Source organism: Vibrio sp. R10-SG3-ISO3 (genome assembly GCF_059834225.1).
The window spans coordinates 32,091-57,800 of sequence record NZ_JCBDHE010000016.1 but is presented as its reverse complement, the minus strand read 5'-3'; the positions used below and the strand labels follow the sequence as shown (position 1 = coordinate 57,800).

Sequence of the window (25,710 nt, the reverse complement as noted above, 5' to 3'; positions counted from 1 at the left end):
TGCTTCGGTTTTTTGTCGTTGAGAGAGGCTTATCGGTATTAAACCGGGTCTCTGAATACGACGAGACGCTTTGGGGCAATCTTACCGTCGTCGTTCATTTCACCAACGCCGATAAAACACTTCTCTTCACCTTTCGTCAGGCGAACCGTACCCTCGGTCGGAGCGCCGAAAACTTGCACAGGCTGACCATGCATGACGAGATCGGCCAATTCAGGAATCAAGTTCACCTCAGGCAGATCTTCAACAGCGGTGTCCATAGGGAGCAACAGCGGGTCAAGTAACTCACGCGGCGCGCGCTCTTCACGATGCGCTTGTTCAAGAAGCTCATTAAGCTGCTCTAGCGTCACCATATTCTCGTACGGGTAGTTAGCGACCGCCGTGCGACGCAGCATGGTCACATGCGCGCCACAACCGAGCATTTCACCAAGATCGTCTACGATAGTGCGGATATAAGTGCCTTTCGAGCAGTGTATTTCCATCTCGACTTCATCGCCTTCGAAGCGATGGAGGGTAATCTCGTACACGGTGATCTTGCGCGCTTCACGAGGGACTTCAATGCCTTGACGAGCATACTCATACAGCGGCTTACCCTGATATTTCAGGGCCGAGAACATTGACGGTACTTGGTCGGATTCGCCGCGGAACTTGTCGATACACGCTTCGAGCATAGGGAGCTCAACATTCACAGGGCGCGTTTCGACCACTTCTCCGTCTGAATCTGAGGTGTTGGTTCGCTCGCCCAGCTTGGCAATCACTCGGTATCGCTTGTCCGAATCGAGCAAGAACTGAGAAAACTTGGTCGCTTCGCCCAAACAAATCGGCAGCATGCCGGTTGCCAAAGGATCGAGCGCCCCGGTATGACCCGCTTTCTCCGCAAAGTAGATGCGTTTGACCTTTTGCAGTGCGTCGTTGGATGAAATCCCAGTGGGTTTATCCAATAGGATCACACCATCAATAGGACGACCTTTACGACGACGTGCCATTAGTTCTCTTCCTCTTCATCACGACCTGCGTTGTGTTGTTTGCGTTTGTCTTGACTAATCACCTCACTAACGAGGTTAGACATGCGCATACCTTCAACTAAGGTGTTGTCGTAATGAAAGCGGATTTCTGGTGTCAGACGCAGACGAATACGCTTACCCAGCATCATACGGATGTGTACTTCGTGCTCACGCAGTGCCGCCAGACATGATTCTGGGGTTTGCTCGCCAACACATAGGAAAGTGACAAACACTTTGGCGTAGGCCAAATCACGTGACACTTCGACATCGGAAATAGTCACCATGCCCAGACGTGAGTCACGAACTTCACGCTGGAGGATCATCGCCAATTCTTTTTGTAACTGCTGCGCAACGCGCTGAGTACGGCTAAATTCTTTTGACATCTCTTTTCTCACATTAGAAAGAATGGGGGGATGGTCAAGCCAGCCCCCCATGGTGTATTCAACAACCCATTGCTCTCGTCTTTCGACCTTTGAGAGTAATGTTAGTCAATTAGTCCAGTGTACGTTTGATTTCCACTGTTTCGAAGACTTCGATTTGGTCACCGACGCGAACATCATTGTAGTTCTTAACGCCGATACCACATTCGTAGCCGTTCTTAACTTCTTGAACGTCATCTTTAAAGCGACGTAGGGACTCAAGCTCACCTTCGTAGATAACAACGTTTTCGCGCAGTACGCGGATTGGGTTGTTACGCTTGATCACGCCTTCTGTGACCATACAACCAGCGATTGCGCCCAGTTTCGGTGACTTAAATACGTCACGTACTTCAGCAAGACCAATGATCTCTTGCTTGAATTCTGGAGCAAGCATACCGCCCATTGCTTGTTTCACTTCGTCAATCAATTGGTAAATGATTGAGTAGTAACGTAGGTCAACGCTTGCCGCTTCAATTGCACGACGAGCTGATGCATCCGCACGTACGTTAAAGCCAAGGATGATAGCGTTAGACGCTTCAGCCAGTACTGCATCTGTCTCAGTGATACCACCCACACCAGAACCCACGATGTTCACTTTCACTTCGTCAGTAGAAAGTTTCAGTAGTGAGTCTGCGATTGCTTCAACCGAGCCCTGTACGTCCGCTTTTAGTACAACGTTCAGCTCAGCCACTTCACCTGCAGCCATGTTAGAGAACATGTTCTCAAGTTTGGATTTCTGCTGACGAGCCAGTTTCACTTCACGGAACTTACCAGCGCGGTAGTTAGCGACTTCACGTGCTTTACGCTCATCACGGACAACCGTAGCTTCGTCACCTGAAGAAGGCACACCAGAAAGACCCAAGATCTCTACAGGGATAGATGGACCAGCTTCTGTGATTTCGTGACCTAGCTCGTCGCGCATAGCACGAACACGGCCGTATTCTTGACCACAAAGAACGATGTCGCCCTTATTTAGGGTACCTGACTGAACCAGTACTGTAGCCACTGGACCGCGACCTTTATCTAGACGCGATTCAACCACAACACCAGACGCCATGCCTTCTTTCACAGCTGTAAGTTCAAGAACTTCAGACTGAAGAAGGATCGCTTCTAGAAGACCGTCGATGTTGGTACCCTGTTTCGCAGAGATGTGAACGAACATGTTCTCACCGCCCCACTCCTCAGGAATAACGTCGTACTGAGCAAGCTCATTCTTCACGTTATCTGGGTTCGCATCTTCTTTATCGATCTTGTTCACCGCAACGATTAGAGGCACTTCTGCCGCTTTCGCGTGCTGGATAGCCTCAACCGTTTGTGGCATTACGCCATCGTCTGCCGCAACCACAAGAACAACGATATCCGTCGCTTGAGCACCACGAGCACGCATTGCGGTAAACGCCGCGTGTCCAGGAGTATCAAGGAAGGTAATCATACCGTTTTCAGTTTCTACGTGGTAAGCACCGATGTGCTGGGTAATACCACCCGCTTCGCCTGAAGCCACGTGTGTACGACGGATGTAGTCAAGCGTCGATGTTTTACCGTGGTCAACGTGACCCATGATGGTCACAACTGGCGCACGAGGTGTCGCTTCTGCGTGGCTATCACGATCGTTTAGAACCGCTTCTTCAAGCTCATTCTCTTTACGCAACACGACCTTGTGACCCATTTCTTCAGCGATCAATTGCGCTGTTTCTTGGTCAATCACTTGGTTGATGGTCGCCATTGCGCCCATCTTCATCATCGCTTTAATCACTTCTGTTGCTTTCACTGACATCTTGTTTGCCAGTTCAGAAACCACGATGGTTTCACCAATCACAACGTCCGCTTTTGCAACCGCAGCGGTCTTGTCGAACGCTTGTTGCATAGAAGAAGGCTTCGCTAGACGACCTTTCGCGCGGCCTTTACCACGTCCAGGGCGAGCGTTGCGTTCTTGATCATCGTTTTTGCTAGAGAGTTTCTTCTTCTTGCGACGACGACCCGCTTCTTCACGGCGATCTGCTTCATCTTCGGCTTCACGTGCGTAGGTTGAAGTCGTTACATGGTAATCTGTATTTTCCATATCACCCTTTTTCTTTTCAGCAGCAGACCAACGCTCTTTATTCTTCTCAGCCAATTCGCGAGCTTCTTCAAGCTGGCGCTGACTTTCCTCTTCAGCCTTACGCTTAGCTTCTTCTTCCTGACGACGTTTAAGCTCGTCGGCCTCTTTTCGCGCTGCTTCTTGCTTAGATTTCTCTTCAGCGCTACGTTCGTTCTGTTGTCCAGATTGACGTTTCGCCTTCTCGGTAGCGTCACGTTTGGCTTTCTCTTCTGCCTCACGTTTCGCTTTTTCTTCCGCTTCGCGTTTTGCTGCTTCTTCTGCTGCACGTTTTGCTGCTTCTTCGGCTTCACGTTTTGCTACTTCTTCAGCTTCGCGTTTTGCCGCTTCTTCAGCTTCACGTTGAGCGGCTTCTTCAGCCTCACGTTTCGCTTCATCTTCAATTGTGCTCGCTTTCACGTAAGTACGTTTCTTACGAGTCACAACGTTGACTTCTTTGCTTTTGCCGCCACCCGCATTAACACTCAGTGTGCTGCGAGTTTTACGTTGCAGGGTTAAGCGAGTTGGCTCAGCATCACCATTGGTGTCGCCGTGCGCTTTTTTCAGATGAGTCAGCAGTTTCTGTTTTTCATCTTCTGTGACTTGATCTGTGCTCGCTTTTTTCATTCCTGCGTCAGCAAGTTGCTCTAATAGGCGGTCTACTGGCGTACCAATTTCTTCACTTAGTGCTTTAACGGTAATTTGCGTCATGCCGCTCCTCCTTGCTGGGAAATTATGCTTCTTCGCCGAACCAACAGATGTTACGTGCTGCCATGATCAGCTCGCCCGCACGCTCTTCAGTTAGGCCTTCAATACCTTCTAGGTCATCAATACCCTGGTCAGCAAGATCTTCCAATGTGGAGACACCTTTTGCTGCCAGTTTAAATGCCATTTCGCGTTCTAGGCCTTCAAGACCTAGTAAATCTTCTGCAGGCTCTAGACCTTCAAACGATTCTTCTTGTGCTAGGGCGATCGTGGTCAATGCTTCTTTGGCACGGCTACGTAGCTCTTCAACAAGATCTTCATCCAAACCATCAACCTCTAGTAGCTCGTTTACGGGTACGTAAGCAATCTCTTCTAGAGTCGAGAAGCCTTCTTCAACAAGCAGTTGAGCAAAGTCTTCTTCAATATCTAGGTACTTCATAAAGTTTTCGATAGACGCTTGTGACTCTTCAGCGTGTTTCTTCTGAAGATCTTCAACCGTCATGACGTTCAGTTCCCAACCCGTTAGCTGAGAGGCGAGACGAACGTTTTGACCGTTACGACCAATCGCCTGAGCTAGGTTGTCCGCTTCAACCGCGATGTCCATTGAGTGCGTATCTTCATCAACAATGATGGAAGCGACATCAGCCGGTGCCATAGCGTTAATCACGAACTGCGCTGGGTTATCATCCCAAAGCACGATATCAATACGCTCACCGCCAAGTTCACCCGATACGGCTTGAACACGCGCACCACGCATACCCACACAGGCACCGACAGGGTCAATACGCTTATCGTTGGTCTTCACGGCAATTTTTGCACGAGAACCAGGATCACGCGCTGCACCTTTCAGCTCGATGATTTCTTCTGCGATTTCTGGCACTTCAACACGGAACAGTTCTGCCAACATTTCTGGCTTAGAACGTGTGATGAATAGCTGGAAGCCACGCGCTTCTGGCGCGACGCGGTACAGTAGGCCACGTACACGGTCACCAGGACGGAAGTTCTCACGTGGTAATTGGTCATCACGCAGAATAACCGCTTCCGCGTTGTTACCCAGATCAAGAATGATGGTGTCGCGGTTCACTTTCTTCACCACGCCAGTCACAAGCTCACCTTCGTTGTCGATGAACTGTTCAACGATCTGTGCACGCTCTGCTTCGCGAACTTTCTGAACAATCACTTGCTTCGCAGTTTGCGTCGTAATACGGTCAAACGTCACCGATTCGATTTCGTCTTCTACATAATCGCCAACTTGCAGCTCAGGATCTTCGAATTGTGCCGCTTCTAGTGAGATCTCTTTCGTTGGATGCTCAACCTCTTCCACCACTAACCAACGGCGGAAAGTATCAAACTCACCGGTTTTACGGTCGATAGCTACGCGAACCTCGATTTCGATTTCGTACTTTTTCTTAGTCGAGGTAGCGAGTGCGATTTCTAATGCTTCAAAAATACGCTCACGAGGTACCGCTTTTTCGTTCGATACCGCTTCTGCTACCGCTAAAATTTCTTTACTCATTTTAAATAGCCTCTAAGACTTCGCTTAAAATTTAGGGATCAGGTTAGCTTTTGAAATGTTGCTTAATGCAAACTCTTCATCGTTGCCATCCACAGTAATCGTCACTGTTTCACCTTCGACAGAGTGGATAACACCTTTCCACTTACGACGGTTACCGACAGCCATTTTCAAAACGATGCTGACCTCGTGACCAATAAATTGCTCATAATGTGCCGCTTTGAAAAGTGGTCTTTCTAAACCTGGTGAAGACACTTCTAGGTTGTAAGCCACTGTGATTGGATCCTCAACGTCCATCACCGCACTGACCTGACGACTCACTTCTGCACAGTCATCGACGGTAATACCATTTTCATGGTCAATAAAAATACGCAACGTTGAGTGTTCGCCTGCGCGAATAAATTCTAATCCAACTAACTCATAACCTGATGCTGCTACAGGAGCTTCAAGCATTTCAGTAAGTTGTCTTTCTAAACCAGTCATTTAAACCACTCCAGAAACAAAAAAAGGGCTCAGAGCCCAATTTAAATTCCAAGCAAGCTCTGAACTTTTAAAAAGTTCAGATAACAAAAAACCCCGATATAGTCGGGGTTTTTTGTTGCTGGACCCTGATACGTTAAACGATGCATTTCATCATTTAACTCGCAGTGACTATTCGACATAATCAAGACTGCGAAAACTTGCAACATCCTACTTTTCATCAGATAAGAACTGGTCAAATCTCAATGTAGGAATTGGTTGCGGGGGCCGGATTTGAACCGACGACCTTCGGGTTATGAGCCCGACGAGCTACCAAGCTGCTCCACCCCGCGTCCGACTTGTCGAGCATTATACGCTCTCCAAGGTGTTTTACAAGTTTGTAAATAATGGTGCCGAGAGAGGGACTCGAACCCTCACACCAAAGGCACTAGCACCTCATGCTAGCGTGTCTACCAATTTCACCATCTCGGCATAAATCTTACTTAAGCGAGCTATCGCTTATTGAGGAATTTCGTCACCCGTTGTAGGGGCAGGAACTTCACTCACGTCACCAGCTTGAATTACTTGACCTTGCGTTGGGTCAACCCACTGAGACTCTGTCTTGTGTGTCGACATGTTGCCAAGCACTAGGCTGATAACGAAAAATACTGTTGCAAAAATTGCAGTCATTCGGGTTAGGAAATTTCCTGAGCCACCTGCGCCAAACACTGTGTTTGATGCGCCTGCACCGAATGAGGCTCCCATATCTGCGCCTTTACCTTGTTGAATCAGCACGAGGCCGATTACACCAACCGCTGCCAACAGGTAAATCACAAGTAGAACGGTAAACATGCTTTCCACCTATGTTCCAAATTGTTGAGCCAGCGCCGTTCTAGGAGTCGTCCTGAACAAGGCTAGCGACCTCCTCGTTGAAGGCGGAGCAATACTAGCGAAACGACATAACGCTGACAAGTGGTATTTTTGAAAAAATTGGCTTTATCGTGTCGAACGCTTAAAAAAAGGACAAAACCAAGCTTTTCGTGGATAAATCTTGTTCAAACCGCCACTTAGAGGGCGGTAAACTCCGGACTGTAGTCCACCAAGCCCTGTGCAGCTTGCACTTCACCTGCTGCTAACTCTATGACTTGGAACGCGCCAGCCGGCACATCCCAACGGCAATGCAACTGATGCTTCTCCGCTGACTCGAAGCCAAAACGGCCATAATAGTTCGGATCGCCTAAGACCACACAGGCGGGATAACCAAACTCATGCAGTGACGCGAGCCCTTCTTCAACTAACTGTGCCGCGATCCCCTGATTGCGATACGCGTTCGCCACCGCTAACGGCGCGAGCCCTTGCCAGCTTTTCTCTTCACCATTAACGGTTACTGGGCTAAACAACACGTAGCCGACGACGTCACCCTCATCGTTGCACGCAACAAAAGACAAAGTGCGATTGCCGTTTTCTCGCAGGCTCATCACCAAGTTGGCTTCAGCGTCAGTGTCAAAAGTGGTTTGGAGTAATTTTTCGACCGACAGAATATCAGCGGGCGCTTCAGTTCGAATAAGCATGGACAACCTCTTTGTTTAAGGTCTCAGATTGTACGCCTTTCTGAACAAAGTCGGCCAGTTGATTCATGCACATTTGCAAGGGTTTAGGTAAAAGCGTGAGATCAACACTGTCCATCAAGTTTTTGACTTCCAGACCAAGCTCGGTATCCCCCTCGATAGAAAGGCGGCGTTGGAAAAAGAGCGTATCTGGATCTTCTTTGCGACCTGCAATCAACACCAAATCATTGAGGTTGCCACTGAAGGTCACATCGGCGGTCATCGGAGTATCAGCAACCTGTAGCTGTTCATCTTGATAACTGATGAACCAGCAGAGATCGAGATCTTTGATCGCGACTTTAAGCCATTTGTCTTGCAAGAAGTCAAAATCGCCGTCTTCGAGGGCTTCTTTAAACACCGTGTTTAGTCCATCCAACAAGGCTCTTTTTTGAACAAAATGAGGCAAGAAGTGGATTGGAGATCGCAAAATTGATGCGGCATTACGAACTAGCTGAGTGCGAATCTTGTTAATCACGCTGATGATCCGTTAATTTGTCAAACACAACTCGCCATCATAGTGGATGTCACTGAGAGAAATCCTGTTATTTATCAAAAAACAGTCTTTATCCTTCTCTTCCTTGTCATCACGTCACAAAGGTCGTTATAGTTGTATTGACGTCTTAGTAAATATGCCGCTTACTAAGAAGAATCCTCGGAGAACTGGTACAAACTTGATGCTCTCGCAACAACTTCAGCATTGGTTTACAAAAATAACGGCGAAGAGTCCGTTTTTTTTTGCGATCTTAGATAACCAACATCACTATGCTTTGGTGAATGGGCGTTACTGCGACCTTTCTGGCCTCACGCCTGCGGAAATGGTCGGAATGTGCGACAGCGAAATTCTTGGTAAACAGTTCTACCAACAGCTCAAACCCTATTATGAGCGGGCGTTTAATGGCGAAACGTTAGAGGCAGAAATCACCCTTGATGACATCGACCTCGAGACCAGCGTTCATTTTAGTCTGACTCCTGTTGAGACTGAAGGCCAAGTCGAACATATCGTCTTTCATGCCATCGATACCTCTGAAAAACAAATTTTGGTTCGCTCTCTCGAAGAGTCAGAAGGTAAATTCAGTACCTTAACCACGATACTGCCAGATGGGTTATTGCTGGTCGAAGACGACTGCATTCTATCGGCCAACCCTGCAGCGCTGCGTCTACTCGGTTTTGAGATGATTCAAGAACTGCTGGGCGAAAGCTTCTCTCGCCTGTTTGTCGACGAGAAAACCAAGACCGTCTTTGCCAAATCGCTAGAAAACCAGATCGTTAAAGCGCCTTTGGTCTGTTTAACCGGGCCACGCTGTGGTTTTGAGCGTAAAGTTCAGCTGCACGCAGGCGCAACCAAACTGCTTGGTGGCAACACACAAATCGTGCTGATTCAAGACGCCGAAGTGAGTAACAAAATACTCTCACCAACCAGTAAAGAGGATGCGCACCTCGACTCACTAACCGGTCTATACAACCGCTTTGGGTTTACCAAGCGCCTTGAGCAACTGATTCACAACGAAACGCCGTTGATTATGCTCTATCTAGACATTGATAACTTTAAAAATATCAATGACTCACTGGGTCATCACATCGGTGACAAAGTGATCAAAGAAGTCTCATCAAGACTCAAACGTCTCTTGCCTCCCCAAGCGATTTTGGGGCATCTGGGCGGCGATGAATTTGGCCTTATTCTGCCCGAGCCAGAAAACAACCGCATGGCCGAGATGCTCTCTGAGCGTATTATCTCGCTGATTAACCAACCTTTTGATTTGCACCACTTTAGTAAGCGCTTAGCCTGCTCTATCGGCAGTGTTGCGTATCCAGGCGATGGCAACGACGCACGCATTTTGTTGCAAAATGCCGATACCGCGATGTACGAAGCGAAAGATCGTGGCCGAAATCGTTTGATCAAATTCAACGATCAAATGAACAAAGAAGCGAGGATGCGCCTTTGGCTCGAAATTGAGCTGCAAAAAGCGCTCCAGCAAAACGGGTTAGAGGTCTGGTATCAGCCGAAAGTGAACGCGCGCGATTTCAGTATCAATGGCGCCGAGGCACTGATCCGTTGGAAACATCCCGTTGAAGGCTACATCAGCCCGGGCGCCTTTATTCCGGTGGCCGAGCGCGCTGGATTAATTGAGCACCTTGGACGCGTGGTGATGCGTGATGTGTTCAATACGGTCAAACGCTGGAAGCTGCAAGGCATCTTGCCGGGACGTGTCGCCATCAACTTGTCACCCGAGCAGTTTGGCAACCCTAAGCTTATCGACTACATGGAAAAGCTCTTGCGTACCACTGAGCTGGACCCGAACTGCATCACCTTTGAGTTGACTGAAAGCGCCGTTATGAGTGACAGCGAGCACACGCTACAGATGCTCAACGCGATCAAAAAGCTCGGTTTTTCCTTGTCGATTGATGACTTCGGTACCGGCTACTCGTCACTCTCTTATTTGGCACGCTTTCCGATTGATGAGCTCAAAATAGACCGTGCCTTTATCACCGACATCGACACGCTACCTAAGCAGATCACCGTCATCGAGAACATCATTAATCTCGGTAAATCGTTGAACTTAACCGTGGTGGCCGAAGGGGTAGAAACCCAACAGCAAGCGACCTTGCTCTCTAATCTCAATTGTCATTCGATTCAGGGTTTCCACTTTCATCGCCCTCAACCGAAACAGGACATTGAAGAGCTGTTCGCGCAAAACCGCCGTCACAAGAACTAACCCTGCGGTATTTTTTACCACTAAGTGATTATTTTCAGAGCGAATTCGCTCAAACCTGCCTCACATCAAATTTGCTATTCATAAACCTTCATAAAATGCCCAGCATACTTTGACACCTCTTCGCCCACGCCTTGGACGTGGCGGATTAAGAACGGGTAATGTGCAATGGAACTCCTATGCCCAGCAGGCAATCTTCCTGCTTTAAAAACCGCGATTGATTGCGGTGCTGACGCGGTCTACATCGGCTTTAAAGATGACACCAATGCTCGTCACTTCGCAGGCCTCAACTTTCAAGGTAAGAAGCTCGACAAAGCGGTCGACTACGTTCATGACCACAACAAAAAAATTCATATTGCGTTGAATACCTTTGCTCATCCGAATGGGTTTGAACGCTGGACCAACGCCGTCGATCGTGCAGCCGATTTAGGCGTGGACGCCTTGATCGTCGCAGACATTGCGGTGCTCGATTACGCCGCCAATAAATACCCAGATCTTGAGCTGCACTTATCGGTCCAAGCTTCAGCCACCAATGTTGCCGCAATCGAATTCTACCAACAGAACTTCAACGTCAAACGTGTCGTGCTGCCTCGTGTTCTCTCAATTCATCAGGTAAAACAGCTGTCTCGCAACATCACCTCAGATGTCGAACTGGAAGTGTTTGCCTTTGGCAGTTTGTGCATCATGTCGGAAGGTCGTTGCTACCTATCCTCATACATGACAGGAGAGTCCCCCAATACCGTTGGTGCCTGCTCGCCCGCGAAATACGTCCGCTGGCAAGAGACCGAGCAAGGATTAGAATCACGCCTCAATGATATCCTGATTGATCGCTATCAAGCGGGCGAAAACGCTGGCTACCCTACCCTATGCAAAGGGCGTTTTGACGCAGAGATCGCAGGAGAGCACAAGCGCTATCACGCTCTTGAAGAGCCGACCAGCTTGAATACTTTGTCTATGCTACCTGAGCTGTTTGCGGCGAATGTGGCTTCGGTCAAAATTGAAGGACGCCAGCGCAGCCCGGCGTACGTCGAGCAAGTCACGCGAACATGGCGCGCTGCTATTGACCGCTACCAATCCACGCCAGAGCAGTATCAGGTGGAACCGCAGTGGGATGCAACTCTTGCGAACGTTTCCGAAGGGACACAAACCACACTGGGTGCATACCACCGTAAATGGCAGTAGAGACTGATATGGAAAACACGATGAAATACGCCCTTGGCCCCTTACTCTACTTCTGGCCAAAGCAGAACGTTGAAGACTTTTATCAACAAGCGAAGCAGAGCGATGCGGATATTCTCTACTTAGGCGAAAGCGTCTGCTCTAAACGACGTGAGATGAAACCTAGCCACTGGTTTGGCTTGGCGCAAGAGCTGAGCCAAGCAGGTAAACAGGTGGTGCTCTCCACCATGGCACTTCTTGAAGCGCCGAGTGAAGTCAACGTGATGAAAAAGTACATCGACAATGGTGACTTCGCTATTGAAGCGAACGATGTCTCCGCGATTCAGCTCGCCTCACAACACAAAGTGCCTTTTGTGGTCGGCCCTGCGGTCAATACCTACAACGCCCACACGTTAAAGCTGTTTCTTAAACAAGGGATGATACGCTGGTGCATGCCCGTTGAGCTCTCGCGAGAGTGGCTCTCAAACACCTTATCGCAATGTGAGGATCTAGGCATTCGCGGCCAATTTGATGTTGAAGTGTTCAGCCACGGTTACCTGCCTTTGGCCTATTCAGCGCGCTGTTTTACCGCGCGTGCGGAAAACCGCGCCAAGGATGAATGCGAAACCTGCTGCATAAAATACCCGACGGGTCTCAAGGTACGCAGCCAGGAGGGGCAAGAGGTCTTCAACCTCAATGGCATTCAAACGCAATCCGGTTATTGCTATAACTTGGTCAATGACTTGCCGAGCATGCAAGGCTTGGTCGATGTGGTGCGCTTAAGCCCACTCGGATTGGAGACCTTTTCACACGTCAGCGAGTTTAAAGCCAATGAACAAGGTCAAAAACCTCAGATGTTGCACGATCGCCAATGCAATGGCTACTGGCATCAAATTGCTGGGCTTGAAGTGAAAAACATCACTTAACGTGTAGATAGCCATCACCTTTGCATCACTTCACAGCTGAAAATCGCTACCGATAGCGATATAGTGGTGCGATAAGTTGTAGTGATGGCACAAGGTTTTTAATGCAGTTTGGTAATGGTAGAGGTGCACAGGAAGGCTTTACTCTTATTGAGTTGGTCACTGTGATTATCATTCTCGGTATATTGGCAGTGGCGGCACTGCCTAAGATGTTGAACCTTTGGACAGACAGCCGTATCCGCGTATTGGAACAGATCGAAGTCAGTGTTGAAACCGCTAACAACCTCATCAATATGAAATCTCAGATGCCAAGTTACTCTACTCAAGCAGTACCGAATCGAGATGATTTATTGGACATCGATCTCGATGGCAATGGCGAGTTTGACATCCGCCTGAAATGGAATTACCTCGACAATACCGATATTGAAAAACGCATCGTGCTTGATGAGAGTTTCGTGATTGAGTACGAAGGAATCTCTGAGACCTACATCGGCTATGACTTTGATGATGACGGGCAAAGTAAAGATGACAACTGCTACTTCCAGTACACTCAAGCCAGTGATGCCAGTACCCCTCCGGTCTATCAAACCGTGATCTCAGGTTGCTAATCTCCTATCACACCATGAATAAAGCCATCGCATTGCGATGGCTTTATTCATTATTGGGTCGCCTCTATGGCTTGCTGCTTCGCTTTGGCGAGCTGTTCCGCTTTCACTTGGTTATAAATCCGGCTCAGTTCCAAGAAAGAGTAGCGGTGCTCGACATACTCATACACATTGAAGGAGATCGCGAGCTTATATAAAGAGATTGCACTAGCGAAATCCCCTTCGCTTTGATAGCGCTTGCCTAGGTAGAAATACGCTTCAGTGAGACGCTGAGCCAGCAACGTGTTATCACGGGTTCCCGCTAAGATCGCTTTAAAGGCTTGCTGCTCCGACACTTCACCTAACGTGATCGCCACCAGCACCCATCCCCACTGCTCATCTCGGTCATGATAACGCTCAAGCAAGGTCGTACGGGCTTGCTCTGGTGCGCGCTCCGCTTCAATGATGTAGAGCCACAGCGCTCGAAACGGATCACTCTGCTCCTCGGCAAAATGCTTGTTCATGTCTTCAAGAGCAAGATCAAGTCGATCGCCATAGTACAAGGCAATAGCTCGATTGCGCGCCGCATAAGAGTTCTCAGGATCGAGCTCTAACGTCGAATCGAACGCATCGTACGCTGCGTCGAATTCACCAATTTGGGTAAAGTAGACGCCAAGCAGGTTAAACAGATCGGGCTGCGCGGGATTGAGTGACAAAGACTGATTGAAATCGAGTCGAGCTAAGTCACGCAGACCAACACTGTCATAGTAGTTTCCACGCTCATAAAGCATCTTCGCCCGCACATCATCATTCAGATCCGTACGTTGCAGTAACTGACTCAAACGCGCTATTTGCACTTCCTGTTGAACACTGGCTTGCAGAGGGACAGCCATGGGAGGGTAGAGCCACTCCGCATTTTGGTGAGACTGAGTGGCACAGCCTGCGGTAATGAGAAGGGTCAGGCCTAGAGTTGCGGTTTGAAACCATTTCACAAATAGATACTCCTGTAGCTAAGCGAGGCTTAGCGAAATCCCTGAAAATAATAAAGGGAGCGTAATGCTCCCTTTATAACATGCTTTTAGAGTAATAATCTAATTTACCCCCTTAGGAGGCAAACGCGATTATGCGTCAGACGCTGGCTTCTCTTCTGCCGCTTCTTCCGCTTTCTCTACCGCTTCTTTCATGCTTAGACGAACGCGGCCTTGACGGTCAATCTCAAGCACTTTCACTTGAACTTCTTGACCTTCTGCAAGGTAGTCAGACACTTTCTCTACACGCTTGTCAGCAATTTGAGAGATGTGTACTAGACCATCTTTACCTGGAAGGATTGTTACAAATGCACCAAAGTCAGCTAGACGAGCCACTTTACCCGTGTAGATGCGGCCCACTTCAACTTCAGCCGTGATCTCTTCGATGCGGCGGATAGCTTCTTTCGCTGCCGCGCCTTCCGTTGCTGCAATCTTGATTGTGCCGTCGTCTTCGATTTCGATAGTTGTACCTGTCTCTTCAGTTAGAGCACGGATAACTGCACCACCTTTACCGATAACGTCTTTGATCTTCTCAGCGCTGATCTTCATAGTGTGGATACGCGGAGCGAACTCAGAGATATCTTCACGAGCACCAGAGATAGCTTCATCCATTACAGATAGGATGTGCTTACGTGCACCTTGTGCTTGGTTAAGCGCAATTTGCATGATCTCTTTAGTGATACCTTCAATCTTGATGTCCATCTGAAGTGCAGTAATACCAGTGTTAGTACCTGCTACTTTAAAGTCCATGTCACCTAGGTGGTCTTCGTCACCAAGGATGTCAGAAAGAACAACGAAATCGTCGCCTTCTTTAACAAGACCCATTGCGATACCCGCAACAGAAGATTTAATTGGTACACCAGCGTCCATAAGAGCTAGAGACGTACCACATACCGAAGCCATTGAAGAAGAACCGTTAGATTCTGTGATTTCTGATACAACACGTACAGTGTATGGGAACTCGTCTACTGATGGCATTACCGCAGCAATACCACGCTTAGCTAGTTTACCGTGGCCGATTTCACGACGCTTCGGAGAACCTACAAAACCAGTCTCACCTACACAGTATGGAGGGAAGTTGTAGTGTAGTAAGAAGTGATCTTTACGCTCACCAGTTAGCTCGTCGATGATTTGAGCATCACGCTGCGTACCAAGAGTTGCCGTCACTAGCGCCTGAGTTTCACCACGAGTGAATAGTGCGCTGCCGTGAGTACGTGGAAGAACACCAGTGCGTACGTCTAGCGCACGAACCATGTCTTTTTCACGACCATCGATACGTGGGTTGCCCGCGATGATGCTGCGACGTACCACTGTCTTCTCTAGATCGTGGAAGATAGTGTGGATTTCTTTCGTGTTTGCTTCTGGATCTTCAGCAAGCAGAACATCGTTTACTTCACCTGCGATAGCGTGGATACGGTCGTAACGCGCCATCTTTTCAGTGATTTGGTAAGCTTCTACTAGTTTAGCTTCTGCAAGTTCTGCAATCTTGTTTACAAGCGCAGTGTTCTCTTCTGGAGCAACCCAATCCCAAGCAGGAGTCGCCACTTCAGCTGCGAACTCATTGATCGCATTGATAACAACTTGCTGTTGGTCGTGGCCGTAAACCACTGCAGATAGCATCTCTTCTTCTGTTAGGTTGTCAGCTTCTGACTCAACCATTAGAACAGCGGCTTCAGTACCCGCTACAACTAGGTCAAGCTTAGACGTTTCTAGCTCTGTGTTGCTTGGGTTAAGAACAAGTTGACCATCAACGTGACCAACGCGCGCTGCACCGATAGGACCATTGAATGGGATACCAGAGATAGCTAGCGCAGCTGAAGTACCAATCATAGTTACGATGTCTGGCTGTACGTCTGGGTTAACAGAAACAACAGTTGCGATAACTTGTACTTCGTTTTTGAACGAATCTGGGAATAGTGGACGGATTGGGCGGTCGATTAGACGAGCCGTTAGCGTTTCACCTTCAGAAGGACGACCTTCACGCTTGAAGAAACCACCAGGGATTTTACCTGCAGCGTAAGTACGCTCTTGGTAGTTTACTGTTAGAGGGAAGAAGTCTTGACCTTCAACCGCTTCTTTTTTACCTACGACAGAAACGAATACCGCGGTATCGTCCATAGTGACCATAACGGCAGCCGTAGCTTGACGTGCAATAACGCCAGTTTCTAGAGTAACTGTGTGGTTACCGTACTGGAACGTTTTAACAACTGGTTTTTCAAACATTGTTATTCCTTGTGTCTAGGTTCACGCCGTGATGCGAAACCTAAAAAGAGTGGATTAAGACTCAAGGCATTACGAATTAAACAGTCTAGAGTTTAGTTTCTAACTCCCAACCTAAGGGCTAAGTTATCGGTGAGAAGCTGGAAACTAAATTCTATGACTGGCCCAAATGGCAATTGTAATGCAATGAGCTAATTGAAAATCCTAATCAGGATTTGCCGCCCGTAGTATAACGGCATAAATGAGGTTTGGCTAAATTTAGACAACAAAAAAGGGGCTATAAGCCCCTTTTTTACAAACTATTCTATGCAGACGCTGATTAGCGACGTAGGCCTAGACGTTTGATTAGCTCTTGGTAGCGACCTAGATCTTTACCTTTTAGGTAGTCTAGAAGCTTACGACGGCTAGAAACCATACGTAGAAGACCACGACGGCTGTGGTGATCGCCTTTGTGAGCTTTGAAGTGACCTTGTAGGTGGTTGATAGAAGCTGTAAGTAGAGCTACTTGAACTTCTGGTGAACCAGTGTCGCCTTCAGAGCGCGCGTATTCTGCAACGATTGCTGCTTTAGTTTCTGCATTCAGAGACATCATTCTCTCCTAATAAGAGTAAGTTAATATTTGTGCCAGCCAATCTCTGATTCAGCCGACACGAGGAGCGCGAATTATAGGGGATGCGACTAGGCGGTGCAATAAGTATTTTGGTTATCAAGGGTTGCACCAATGGTGGGTGCGGTAGCGCCGCGGCGACAAAGGGTGCCCTGCGGCATTTTTCTGATAAACTGTCGGGCAAACAGTATTCTAGTGAAAATGAACAGGATTCATTATGAAAATCGGTATTATCGGCGCGATGGCGCAAGAAGTTGCGATTCTAAAAGACGCGTTAGACAACGTCCAAACCACGACTAAGGCAGGCTGCACCTTTTATGCAGGTCAACTTCACGGTGTGGATGTCGTATTGCTGCAATCTGGTATCGGTAAAGTGGCCGCGGCCGTCGGCACCACCTTGTTGATCAGTGAGCATCAACCAGACGTCGTGATCAACACTGGCTCTGCGGGCGGGTTCGACTCATCGCTAAATCTTGGTGATGTCGTGATTTCGAGTGAAGTTCGCCACCATGACGCCGATGTGACCGCGTTTGGCTATGAAATGGGCCAAATGGCCGGCCAACCTGCTGCGTTCGCGGCGGATGAAAAATTGATGGCCGTCGCTGAGCAAGCACTAGCAAAAATGGACGACAAACACGCGCTACGCGGTCTGATTTGTACTGGCGATGCGTTTGTCTGCACCGCAGAGCGTCAAGCCTTTATCCGTACCCACTTCCCATCTGTCATTGCCGTAGAGATGGAGGCTTCTGCCATTGCTCAGACGTGTCATCAGTTCGCGGTGCCTTTTGTTGTCGTCCGCGCAATCTCTGATGTTGCAGACAAAGAGTCACCGATGAGCTTTGAAGAGTTTTTACCTCTGGCTGCGCAAAGTTCTTCGGAAATGGTGATCAATATGGTTCAGTTACTGAAATAAGCGCAGTGGAGCATCATGGAAGATCTGTTCACTCAATTCTACGCTGGGGGCGCACTGCTGGTGATGTGGGGCGCCCTGCTTTGCAACTGGCTGCTTCCTTTCCCCAGAGAGGCGCACCCTGCAATCCTCTGGCACAAATTTGCCGAGCAGTTAGCTGAGAAGGTCAATACCCGCGCCAGCTACTCGCACAGCCTCATCTCTGGGACACTGGCATGGGGCTTAATGATACTGCCGACACTGGCGGTCTTAATCGCGCTCAAACCCTTGGTTTGGCAACCCGCCCTATTCGAACTCGCGTTTTTGCTGCTGGCGATAGAGTGGCGCAATACCCAACGTTTTGGCCGCCTCTTTGTTGAAGCGCTCGCTCGCAATGATAAAGAGCAAGCTCGGCTGCTTATTCGCCCCTATCTCAATCGAGAAACCCGTCCGTTGTCGCTACTTGGGCTTGGGAAAGCGGGCGTAGAAACGTTGACAATGTCGTACGGACGCAATCTGATTGGCGTCTTATTTTGGTATGGCATCTCTGGTGCGACTGGCGCCTTTTTGTATCGCATGTGTGTCGAACTGGCGAGGGCATGGTCACCTTCTCGTGAATACTTTCATCCATTTGGGCTACCCGCGGTGCGCGTTGTCGCGATACTCGACTGGTTACCGCTGCGCCTTTATAGCCTCTTTATATTGCTGGGTCAGCGTAGCCGTGCGACTTATCTCTTACTGAGAGAGCAAGCGAGGCAATGGCCGTTACCTGGCCCGGCTTGGCTATTGGTGAGTGTTGGCGCGAAGCTGGAGTTGTCGATGGGTGGGCCTGCCATCTACCCCACCGATGCCAAACATCAAGCGAGCAAAAAGCGTATCCGAGCGAAACTCGGCGGGCGAATCGCCCCGTCAGCCATTCATGTTGCCCAAGTCCTGACTTTACTCAACCAACGATTACTCGTCTGGTTTGTGTTACAAAGCCTGCTTATGGCAATGATTTATCAAGGATTCTAATGAGATTGCGACCTCTTTTCGCGCTGTTGGTACTGACTAGTGCCCCTTCGTGGGCCATCGAACGCATCGTCAGCTTGTCCCCTCACACCACTGAGTTGGCGTTTAGTGCTGGGCTTGGCGATAAACTGATCGGCGTCTCCGAGTACAGCGATTACCCTGATCAAGCGCAGCGCATAGAGCGAGTCGCCAACTACCAAGGCTTTAAGCTCGAGAGAATCATTGCCTTGGAGCCGGATTTGATTCTCGCGTGGCCGGGCGGAAATCCCGCCAAGGAGCTCGATAAACTGGCTCAGCTTGGCTTTGAGATTTATTACTCACAAGCGCACTCCATCCAAGACATCGCAGACAATATTGAACGCTTAGGGCAGTTTGCTGACGACCCATCGGTCGCCAAACAGCGAGCCGAGCAGTTTAGGCAAACGCTGAATGATATGGCTCAGCGCTACGACACCTCGCAACCTGTACGCTATTTCTATCAATTGAGCGAATCACCCATCATCAGTATTGCGCAAGGAAACTGGCCGAGCGAAGTGTTTACTTTTTGCGGCGGCGTCAATGTGTTTGAAGATGCAGCCATGCCCTACCCTCAAGTGGGAATGGAGCAAGTGCTGCTCGCCAATCCTGAGGTCATGTTTACCTCCGAGCACGCCATTGCCAATGGCAGCATGTGGCAACGTTGGCAGAGCGAGTTAACTGCCGTTCAAGCCAACAACGTATGGTCACTCCACTCAGACTGGATCAATCGACCCACTATGCGCACCCTCAAGGCCATTAAGCAAGTGTGTGACTATTTTCAGCAGGCGCGAGAAAAACGCTAGCGATGGCGCGAGCCTTTCCCTTACAATTGCGCCTCCTGTTTTTGCTGCAAATGAAGAGAAACTCGTGTCATGGACACTATGCTGCTCTACTTTTTTGACTTATTCGGTACGGCTATCTTTGCTATCTCTGGCGTCCTGCTGGCAGGCCGTTTAAAAATGGATCCCTTTGGCGTAGTGGTACTGGGTAGTGTGACGGCCATTGGTGGTGGCACCATTCGAGATATGGCGCTGGGTGCCACGCCTGTGTTTTGGATCACCGATACCAATTACTTGTGGGTGATTTTGTCGACCTGCTTGCTGACGATGTTGATCGTCCGCCGCCCTAAGCGCGTGGCGTGGTGGATACTGCCGGTATGTGATGCGATTGGTCTGGCGGCGTTTGTCGGTATTGGCGTGGAAAAAGCCATGGTCTATCAAGATTCGGCTTTGGTGGCCGTCATCATGGGCGTGTTAACCGGTTGTGGCGGGGGCATCATACGCGACGTGTTAGCCCGAGAAGTCCCAATGGTATTGCGCAGTGAAGTGTACGCGACGGCCTGTATTGTCGGCGGCGCTTTTCACACAACCGCCCTCAGCATGGGTTATGACACCAACACCGCTTTCTTATCAGGCGTCTTGTCTACCTTGCTGATTCGTCTAGGGGCGATTCGCTGGCATTTATCACTGCCCACCTTTGCGATTAACCGCTAAATCGCGTTAAACCAACATATAGAAACACAACAAAAAGGTCACTACGATGAGTGACCTTTTTGCTTAATCTAACGCCGATCTAGACGTTATTTTTGCACGCGGCGTAGAACCTGCTTCAGTGCGTCAAAATCGTTGCCTAAATCTTCAGACAAGAGTTCCATCGCGGCATGCTTGGCAAGGGGGCCTGGCAGTTCAATATCGGTATCCAGAATCTCATCAACCACTTCTTTGAATTTGGCTGGATGGGCAGTACACAGGAATAACCCCGTTTCGCCCTCTTGAAGCTGCTCATCCAATACGCGGTAAGCAATCGCGCCGTGTGGCTCACATAAGTAACCCAAAGAATGCAACGCTTTGACTGACTGAGCACTTTGGTCATCAGAAACAGCGCCTTTACCTAGTGTCTCCAAGCCCCACTCTTTGACGCGGCATAGCTCTTCGATGCGCGGCCAGTTGTTTGGCTGGCTGACATCCATCGCATTGGAGGTTGTCGCGACAGTTGGCTTAGGTTCCCACTGACCGGTCTCTAGATAACGTGGCACAGTATCGTTGGCGTTCGTCGCCGCAATGAAGCGTTTGATCGGCAAGCCCAACGCTTTTGCGAGTAGACCGGCGGTAAGATTACCAAAGTTACCACTTGGTACTGAGATCACTAGGTTCTCACGCTCGGCTTTACTCAACTGAGCAGCCGCTTCAAAGTAGTAACAGATTTGCGCCATTAGGCGGCTGATGTTGATTGAGTTAGCAGAGTTAAGACCAATCTCTTCACGCAGCGCTGCATCATCAAAGGCTTGCTTTACTAGTGCCTGACAGGCATCAAAATCACCATCGATAGCGACAGTATGGATATTTTGACCCAAGGTACAGAACAGCTTCTCTTGCAGTGGGCTGATCTTACCTTTCGGATAAAGGATCACAACATTGATGTCTTCCATACCATAGAAGGCATGGGCTACCGCTGCGCCCGTATCACCGGATGTGGCCGTTAAAATGGTAATTTTGCCGCCATCAGACACGGCTGCTAAAGATTGCGCCATAAAACGGCCGCCAAAGTCTTTGAACGCCAGCGTTGGGCCGTGGAACAACTCTAGTGCGTAGACCCCATCTTTCACTTTGTTGATCGGTGCTGGGAATTGGAATGCCGCATCCACCATCGAATGCACTTGCTCTTGCGTCAGTTCATCGCCGATCAATGCCGACAAAATCTTGGTGCTACGAGAAACAAAATCCTCTGCTAAAAGCGCATCCACATCATCGAATGTTGGCAGTTCGGATGGAAAAAATAGGCCTTGATTGCGACCTAACCCTTGGCGAACGGCTTGGCCAAAGGAAACTTGTTCATCATTTTCTTTTATGTTGTAAAGCTTCATAGCTCACTTCCTGTTACTGTCGACCCTTGTTTGTTCAAACGACAAACATGGACGAATCCTTCTTCATTTTGTACGTAGTTCTGCTCGAGCCAGTGAGCAACCCGCTCGGCGACGTCTTTGTCTTTGCAAACACTAAATAGTGTGGGACCACTTCCTGAGATGCCCGTTGCTAAGGCGCCCGCCGATGCCGCGTATTTACGCGCATCCGCAAAACCAGGCAGCAGTTTCTCACGATATGGTTCTGCGATCACGTCTTTGATCATTTTCGCAGCCAACTCAGACTGACCCGAGTGGCACGCGTGAATAAAGCCCGCCAAGTGGCGACCGTGAGCAATAATATCTTGGCGACGGTACTGAGCGGGCAAAATAGCGCGCGCTTGTGCCGTCGACACTTTAATGCCCGGGTAAGCCATCACCCAGTACCAATCATCAAAACAAGGCACTTCTTGGCTGATGATACCGAGCTCTTCCAACATCAACTGCACGCCACCTAAATAGCAGGGCGCAACGTTGTCGTAATGGATACCACCGGAAATTTGACCTTCCATTTCCCCCATCAACGCCAGTAGTTCGGTTTCATCTAAAGGCTGTCCATGAAAACGGTTAAGCGCATCCAATGCCGCGACAATAGAACAGGCGCTTGAGCCAAGCCCTGAACCAATCGGCATGTTTTTCTCTAACGTCATCTCAACCGGCAATACGGTCTGCCCTTTTTTGTCCAGCTCTCGCGAGAACACTTGCCAGCAGTGATAGACAATATTCTCTTTCGCATCGCTCGGCAGCTTATCGACGAAACGACCTGCGGTGCGTAGGTCAAACGCGTCATTCCCAGCTTTCACCAACACACGATCACCAAGTAAGGTGCCATCCACAGGTGACACCGCGGCGCCAAGTACATCAAAACCCACACTGACGTTACCAATTGACGCTGGAGCGTATACCACTACATCCATACCACGACTCATTGCATTACACCCCTAATTTCCAGCCAAGTGTACGCATCACGTCAGCAAAGACGCCCGCGGCAGTCACTTCCGTGCCCGCACCATAGCCACGTAGAACCAAAGGAATGGGCTGATAGTAACGGCTGTAAAACGCCAGCGCATTTTCACCATCTTTGATTTTGAACATAGGGTCGTTCTCATCGACCGCCGCCATGCTAACTCGGCACTCTCCATCTTTGATTTCACCAACGTAGCGCAGTACTTTACCCTCTTGGGCTGCCTGCTTTGACAGCTCTTGAAAGTAAGCGTCCGCTTGAGGAAGACGCGCCATAAACTCGTCTACCGTACCAGAATCATCAAAGCCTGGCGGCAGCGCCTGATCGACCACGACATCTTCAAGCTCAAGATTCATACCCGCTTCACGAGCCAGAATAAGCAGCTTACGTGCGACATCCATACCGGACAGGTCGTCACGTGGGTCAGGCTCGGTAAAGCCGTTCTCTTTAGCGATATTGGTCGCTTGGCTCAACGTCATGCCTTCATCCAATTTACCGAAGATGAAAGAGAGAGAGCCCGACAAAATACCAGTGAAGCGCTCAAGTTCGTCACCCGCTGAAATCAAATTTTGCAGGTTTTCGATGACGGGAAGGCCGGCACCAACGGTTGTTTCGTACATTAGCTTACGACGAGAGCTACGCGCGACATCGCGTAACTGATGATAGTAGGCCATGCTCGCCGTATTGGCTTTCTTGTTCGGAGTAACGACGTGGAAACCCGCCGCCAAAAAGTCCGCGTATTGGTTAGCAATCGCTTCGCTCGAGGTACAATCAACCAAGACTGGGTTGATGATGTGATTACGTTGAACGGTCGAGATCAGGCGCGCTAAGCTGAACTCTTCGCTTGCGCCATTCATACGATCACGCCAGTGATCCAAAGGCAGTCCGTCACTATCAAGTAGCAAACCTTTACTATTGGCAAGGCCGCAGACACGAAGCACGATGCCTTTTTCTGCTAACTTGGCTTGTTGACGCTCGATTTGATCCACCAACTCACCGCCCACACCGCCGACACCGACAATAAAGACATCAAGGAAGTGCTTTGAGTTAAATAGATTTTCATGACACGCTTTGATCGATTCAGAGATCTTATCTTCTGGGATCACCGCCGAGATTGCACGCTCAGAGGAACCTTGTGCAATCGCAACAATATTGACGTTCACTTCCGCAAGCGACGAGAAGAACTGAGAGGCCACACCGCGTGATGTGCGCATGCCATCGCCCACTAGGGTCACAATGGCAACGTTATCGATAAAATCTACCGGCTCGAGCAAGCCATCTTTCAGCTCCAACTCAAACGCATCAGCGAGCGCTTTTTGCGCCAGCGCTTTATCTTGCGCTTCGATACAGAAGCTGATGCTGTACTCTGACGATGACTGAGTGATCAAGACGATAGAGACGCCCGCCGATGACATCGCACCAAACACACGACTCGCCATGCCCACCATACCTTTCATACCAGGACCGGAGACGTTAACCATAGTCAAATCGTTGAGTGTCGTGATGCCTTTGATCGCCAGCTTGTCTTCGCCCGTATCTTGGCCAATCAAGGTACCTGCACCTTGAGGGTTAAAACTGTTTTTGATGAGGCAAGGGATATGGAATTGCGCAATCGGTGCAATCGTTTTGGGATGCAGTACAGACGCGCCAAAGTACGACAACTCCATCGCTTCTTGGTAACTCAGTGACTTAAGCAGACGCGCGTCATCAACTAAACGCGGATCGCAGTTGTAGACACCGTCAACATCTGTCCAAATCTCGCAGCAATCGGCACGCAAACATGCCGCTAACACTGCGGCAGAGTAGTCCGAGCCATTGCGGCCCAACGTGACTAACTCACCTTTGTCATTGCCCGCGGTAAAGCCCGGCATAATATTGACATGGCCTTGTGGAAGCGGCTTCTGACGAAAGTTCTGAGTGGAAATCTCCACATCTACCATAGCTTCAAGTGGCTCACCTTTTGCAAAAAGGTACTCAACCGGATCGATCAAGCTTGCCGCTTGACCTTTCGCTTCCAAGACTGCTTTCATCAATTGAATCGAGACGCGCTCACCTTTGCTGATGATGCGAGCATTCACGTTATCAGGACACATACCCAGTAGGTTGATGCCGTGAACAAATTGACGCAGTTGAGAGAGGGAGGTTTTCACTTGATGGTTGTAGGCACTGCCATCGATCGAAGGCAGCACTTGTTTGATGTCTTGGAACAGGTCGCGGAACGAATCTTCAAGCTCGGCGATTTGCAGTTCAGACTCTCCGTTTTTCAACGCTGATTCAATCACAGCCACGAGCTTGTTGGTTGTTTTACCCGGTGCGGAGAGCACCACGGCCACTTCTTCTTGTTGGGCATTATTGGCAATGATATCCGCCGCTCTTAAGAAGCGGTCGGCGTCCGCCAAAGACGAACCGCCAAACTTTAATACACGCATCCCTTCCTCCAAATGATAATAAATGGGTATAAAAAAAGGCCTGTATCTTGTTGGATACAGGCCTTTTTTTGAATTTCCTTCGCTTAGCAGCCTGCCCCAACATAAATAGTGTCGGTAATAATAATGGTTGTGGTCATTACTGAGCTGTTAAACATATTTGATTCTACTTGATGTGTTTGCTTCACATAGGTTTAACCTATTTGTGAATAGTGAGTCAACGAAAACTTGCTATTTTTTCATTTGCTTATTCTTGCACCAGGTTCACATCTACCGACCATAGCAACCAGGCTCATAACAAATCATCCACAGATGCTCTGCCTAATAACCAAATGCTATATAATTTCTGCTCAATACGGTGCACTTTTGTGCTTTAATGATAATTACCCTTCCGTTATGACTTGAAGGACAATACACCTCAAGCGTAATGTGGGCAGTGGAGAAAACAGCACGAATCAATCGAGCGACAACGAAATAGCCATGAGCTAAAACCA

General features: G+C 49.1%; 22 protein-coding genes, 2 tRNA genes and 1 other annotated feature. Of the genes, 8 read left to right on the top strand and 16 right to left on the bottom strand.

The window, feature by feature from the left end; all coding sequences use genetic code 11:
- Positions 1 to 38: 38 nt before the first annotated feature.
- The 10 genes from truB to ubiT all read right to left on the bottom strand — a co-directional run bounded on the left by truB (position 39) and on the right by ubiT (position 8,253).
- Positions 39 to 983, bottom strand: coding sequence for a tRNA pseudouridine(55) synthase TruB (gene truB / locus AC6R1A_RS03725; RefSeq protein ID WP_500631786.1), 945 nt, complete (start codon positions 981 to 983; stop codon positions 39 to 41).
- Positions 983 to 1,384, bottom strand: coding sequence for a 30S ribosome-binding factor RbfA (gene rbfA / locus AC6R1A_RS03720; RefSeq protein WP_500631787.1), 402 nt, complete (start codon positions 1,382 to 1,384; stop codon positions 983 to 985). The genes truB and rbfA overlap by 1 nt, the downstream gene beginning before the upstream one ends.
- A gap of 109 nt (positions 1,385 to 1,493) precedes the next feature.
- The gene (infB, locus tag AC6R1A_RS03715; RefSeq protein WP_500633462.1) at positions 1,494 to 4,205 is read right to left on the bottom strand and encodes a translation initiation factor IF-2; all 2,712 of its coding nucleotides are present in this window, start codon (positions 4,203 to 4,205) and stop codon (positions 1,494 to 1,496) included.
- Between the two features lie 22 nt (positions 4,206 to 4,227).
- Positions 4,228 to 5,715: a transcription termination factor NusA gene (gene nusA, locus AC6R1A_RS03710; RefSeq protein ID WP_334554270.1), complete on the bottom strand. Its 1,488-nt coding sequence runs from the start codon at positions 5,713 to 5,715 to the stop codon at positions 4,228 to 4,230.
- Positions 5,716 to 5,739: 24 nt separating this feature from the next.
- Positions 5,740 to 6,195: a ribosome maturation factor RimP gene (gene rimP / locus AC6R1A_RS03705; RefSeq protein WP_334554268.1), complete on the bottom strand. Its 456-nt coding sequence runs from the start codon at positions 6,193 to 6,195 to the stop codon at positions 5,740 to 5,742.
- A 252-nt stretch (positions 6,196 to 6,447) separates the two neighbouring features.
- Positions 6,448 to 6,524: transfer RNA gene (locus AC6R1A_RS03700), tRNA-Met, on the bottom strand.
- 55 nt (positions 6,525 to 6,579) lie between these two features.
- Positions 6,580 to 6,663 (bottom strand) — tRNA-Leu (locus tag AC6R1A_RS03695).
- Positions 6,664 to 6,690: 27 nt separating this feature from the next.
- Positions 6,691 to 7,023, bottom strand: a complete 333-nt coding sequence (secG, locus tag AC6R1A_RS03690) for a preprotein translocase subunit SecG (RefSeq protein WP_500631789.1) — start codon at positions 7,021 to 7,023, stop codon at positions 6,691 to 6,693.
- 215 nt (positions 7,024 to 7,238) lie between these two features.
- Positions 7,239 to 7,742, bottom strand: a complete 504-nt coding sequence (locus AC6R1A_RS03685) for a GNAT family N-acetyltransferase (protein ID WP_500633461.1) — start codon at positions 7,740 to 7,742, stop codon at positions 7,239 to 7,241.
- Positions 7,726 to 8,253 (bottom strand): ubiquinone anaerobic biosynthesis accessory factor UbiT, encoded by a 528-nt coding sequence (gene ubiT, locus AC6R1A_RS03680; RefSeq protein ID WP_500626487.1) that lies wholly within the window; start codon positions 8,251 to 8,253, stop codon positions 7,726 to 7,728. Before ubiT ends, AC6R1A_RS03685 begins: the two co-directional genes overlap by 17 nt.
- 199 nt (positions 8,254 to 8,452) lie before the next feature.
- Here ubiT and AC6R1A_RS03675 point away from each other — a divergent pair, with 199 nt between their 5' ends.
- The 4 genes from AC6R1A_RS03675 to AC6R1A_RS03660 all read left to right on the top strand — a co-directional run bounded on the left by AC6R1A_RS03675 (position 8,453) and on the right by AC6R1A_RS03660 (position 13,178).
- The gene (locus AC6R1A_RS03675; protein WP_500633460.1) at positions 8,453 to 10,492 is read left to right on the top strand and encodes a sensor domain-containing protein; all 2,040 of its coding nucleotides are present in this window, start codon (positions 8,453 to 8,455) and stop codon (positions 10,490 to 10,492) included.
- A gap of 165 nt (positions 10,493 to 10,657) precedes the next feature.
- Positions 10,658 to 11,671 (top strand): ubiquinone anaerobic biosynthesis protein UbiU, encoded by a 1,014-nt coding sequence (gene ubiU / locus AC6R1A_RS03670; RefSeq protein ID WP_500633459.1) that lies wholly within the window; start codon positions 10,658 to 10,660, stop codon positions 11,669 to 11,671.
- A gap of 20 nt (positions 11,672 to 11,691) precedes the next feature.
- Entirely contained in the window at positions 11,692 to 12,573 is an 882-nt protein-coding gene (locus tag AC6R1A_RS03665) for a U32 family peptidase (protein ID WP_500633474.1), read from the top strand.
- A 101-nt stretch (positions 12,574 to 12,674) separates the two neighbouring features.
- Positions 12,675 to 13,178 (top strand): type II secretion system protein, encoded by a 504-nt coding sequence (locus AC6R1A_RS03660; protein WP_500633458.1) that lies wholly within the window; start codon positions 12,675 to 12,677, stop codon positions 13,176 to 13,178.
- Positions 13,179 to 13,228: 50 nt separating this feature from the next.
- Here the strand turns inward: AC6R1A_RS03660 and nlpI are convergent, their stop codons facing one another.
- The 3 genes from nlpI to rpsO all read right to left on the bottom strand — a co-directional run bounded on the left by nlpI (position 13,229) and on the right by rpsO (position 16,991).
- Positions 13,229 to 14,146 carry a lipoprotein NlpI gene (nlpI, locus tag AC6R1A_RS03655; RefSeq protein WP_500633457.1) on the bottom strand — a complete coding sequence of 306 codons (918 nt, stop codon included), beginning with the start codon at positions 14,144 to 14,146 and terminating at the stop codon, positions 13,229 to 13,231.
- Between the two features lie 129 nt (positions 14,147 to 14,275).
- Entirely contained in the window at positions 14,276 to 16,405 is a 2,130-nt protein-coding gene (gene pnp / locus AC6R1A_RS03650; RefSeq protein ID WP_500633456.1) for a polyribonucleotide nucleotidyltransferase, read from the bottom strand.
- A 316-nt stretch (positions 16,406 to 16,721) separates the two neighbouring features.
- On the bottom strand, positions 16,722 to 16,991 hold the full coding sequence (gene rpsO, locus AC6R1A_RS03645; protein ID WP_032551549.1) for a 30S ribosomal protein S15: 270 nt from the start codon (positions 16,989 to 16,991) through the stop codon (positions 16,722 to 16,724).
- Between the two features lie 235 nt (positions 16,992 to 17,226).
- Here rpsO and mtnN point away from each other — a divergent pair, with 235 nt between their 5' ends.
- The 4 genes from mtnN (at position 17,227) to AC6R1A_RS03625 (ending at position 20,420) form a co-directional block, all read left to right on the top strand.
- Positions 17,227 to 17,922: a 5'-methylthioadenosine/S-adenosylhomocysteine nucleosidase gene (gene mtnN, locus AC6R1A_RS03640; RefSeq protein ID WP_500626482.1), complete on the top strand. Its 696-nt coding sequence runs from the start codon at positions 17,227 to 17,229 to the stop codon at positions 17,920 to 17,922.
- Positions 17,923 to 17,937: 15 nt separating this feature from the next.
- Positions 17,938 to 18,912, top strand: a complete 975-nt coding sequence (locus AC6R1A_RS03635; protein WP_500633455.1) for a cobalamin biosynthesis family protein — start codon at positions 17,938 to 17,940, stop codon at positions 18,910 to 18,912.
- A complete protein-coding gene (gene btuF / locus AC6R1A_RS03630; RefSeq protein ID WP_500631796.1) occupies positions 18,912 to 19,730 on the top strand; it encodes a vitamin B12 ABC transporter substrate-binding protein BtuF in 819 nt (272 codons plus the stop codon). The genes AC6R1A_RS03635 and btuF overlap by 1 nt, the downstream gene beginning before the upstream one ends.
- A gap of 69 nt (positions 19,731 to 19,799) precedes the next feature.
- On the top strand, positions 19,800 to 20,420 hold the full coding sequence (locus AC6R1A_RS03625) for a TRIC cation channel family protein (RefSeq protein WP_500626479.1): 621 nt from the start codon (positions 19,800 to 19,802) through the stop codon (positions 20,418 to 20,420).
- A gap of 86 nt (positions 20,421 to 20,506) precedes the next feature.
- On the opposite strand, the gene thrC is transcribed toward AC6R1A_RS03625, so the two are convergent.
- Genes thrC through thrA form a run of 3 tightly spaced genes read right to left on the bottom strand, consistent with a single transcriptional unit; the run spans position 20,507 to position 25,219 of the window.
- Positions 20,507 to 21,790 carry a threonine synthase gene (gene thrC, locus AC6R1A_RS03620; protein WP_500633454.1) on the bottom strand — a complete coding sequence of 428 codons (1,284 nt, stop codon included), beginning with the start codon at positions 21,788 to 21,790 and terminating at the stop codon, positions 20,507 to 20,509.
- Complete coding sequence (gene thrB, locus AC6R1A_RS03615; RefSeq protein WP_500633453.1) at positions 21,787 to 22,743, bottom strand: homoserine kinase; 957 nt, start codon at positions 22,741 to 22,743, stop codon at positions 21,787 to 21,789. Before thrB ends, thrC begins: the two co-directional genes overlap by 4 nt.
- A gap of 16 nt (positions 22,744 to 22,759) precedes the next feature.
- Positions 22,760 to 25,219 (bottom strand): bifunctional aspartate kinase/homoserine dehydrogenase I, encoded by a 2,460-nt coding sequence (gene thrA / locus AC6R1A_RS03610; protein WP_487901359.1) that lies wholly within the window; start codon positions 25,217 to 25,219, stop codon positions 22,760 to 22,762.
- A gap of 29 nt (positions 25,220 to 25,248) precedes the next feature.
- Positions 25,249 to 25,370 (bottom strand) — a sequence feature (Thr leader region).
- Between the last annotated feature and the right edge of the window lie 340 nt (positions 25,371 to 25,710).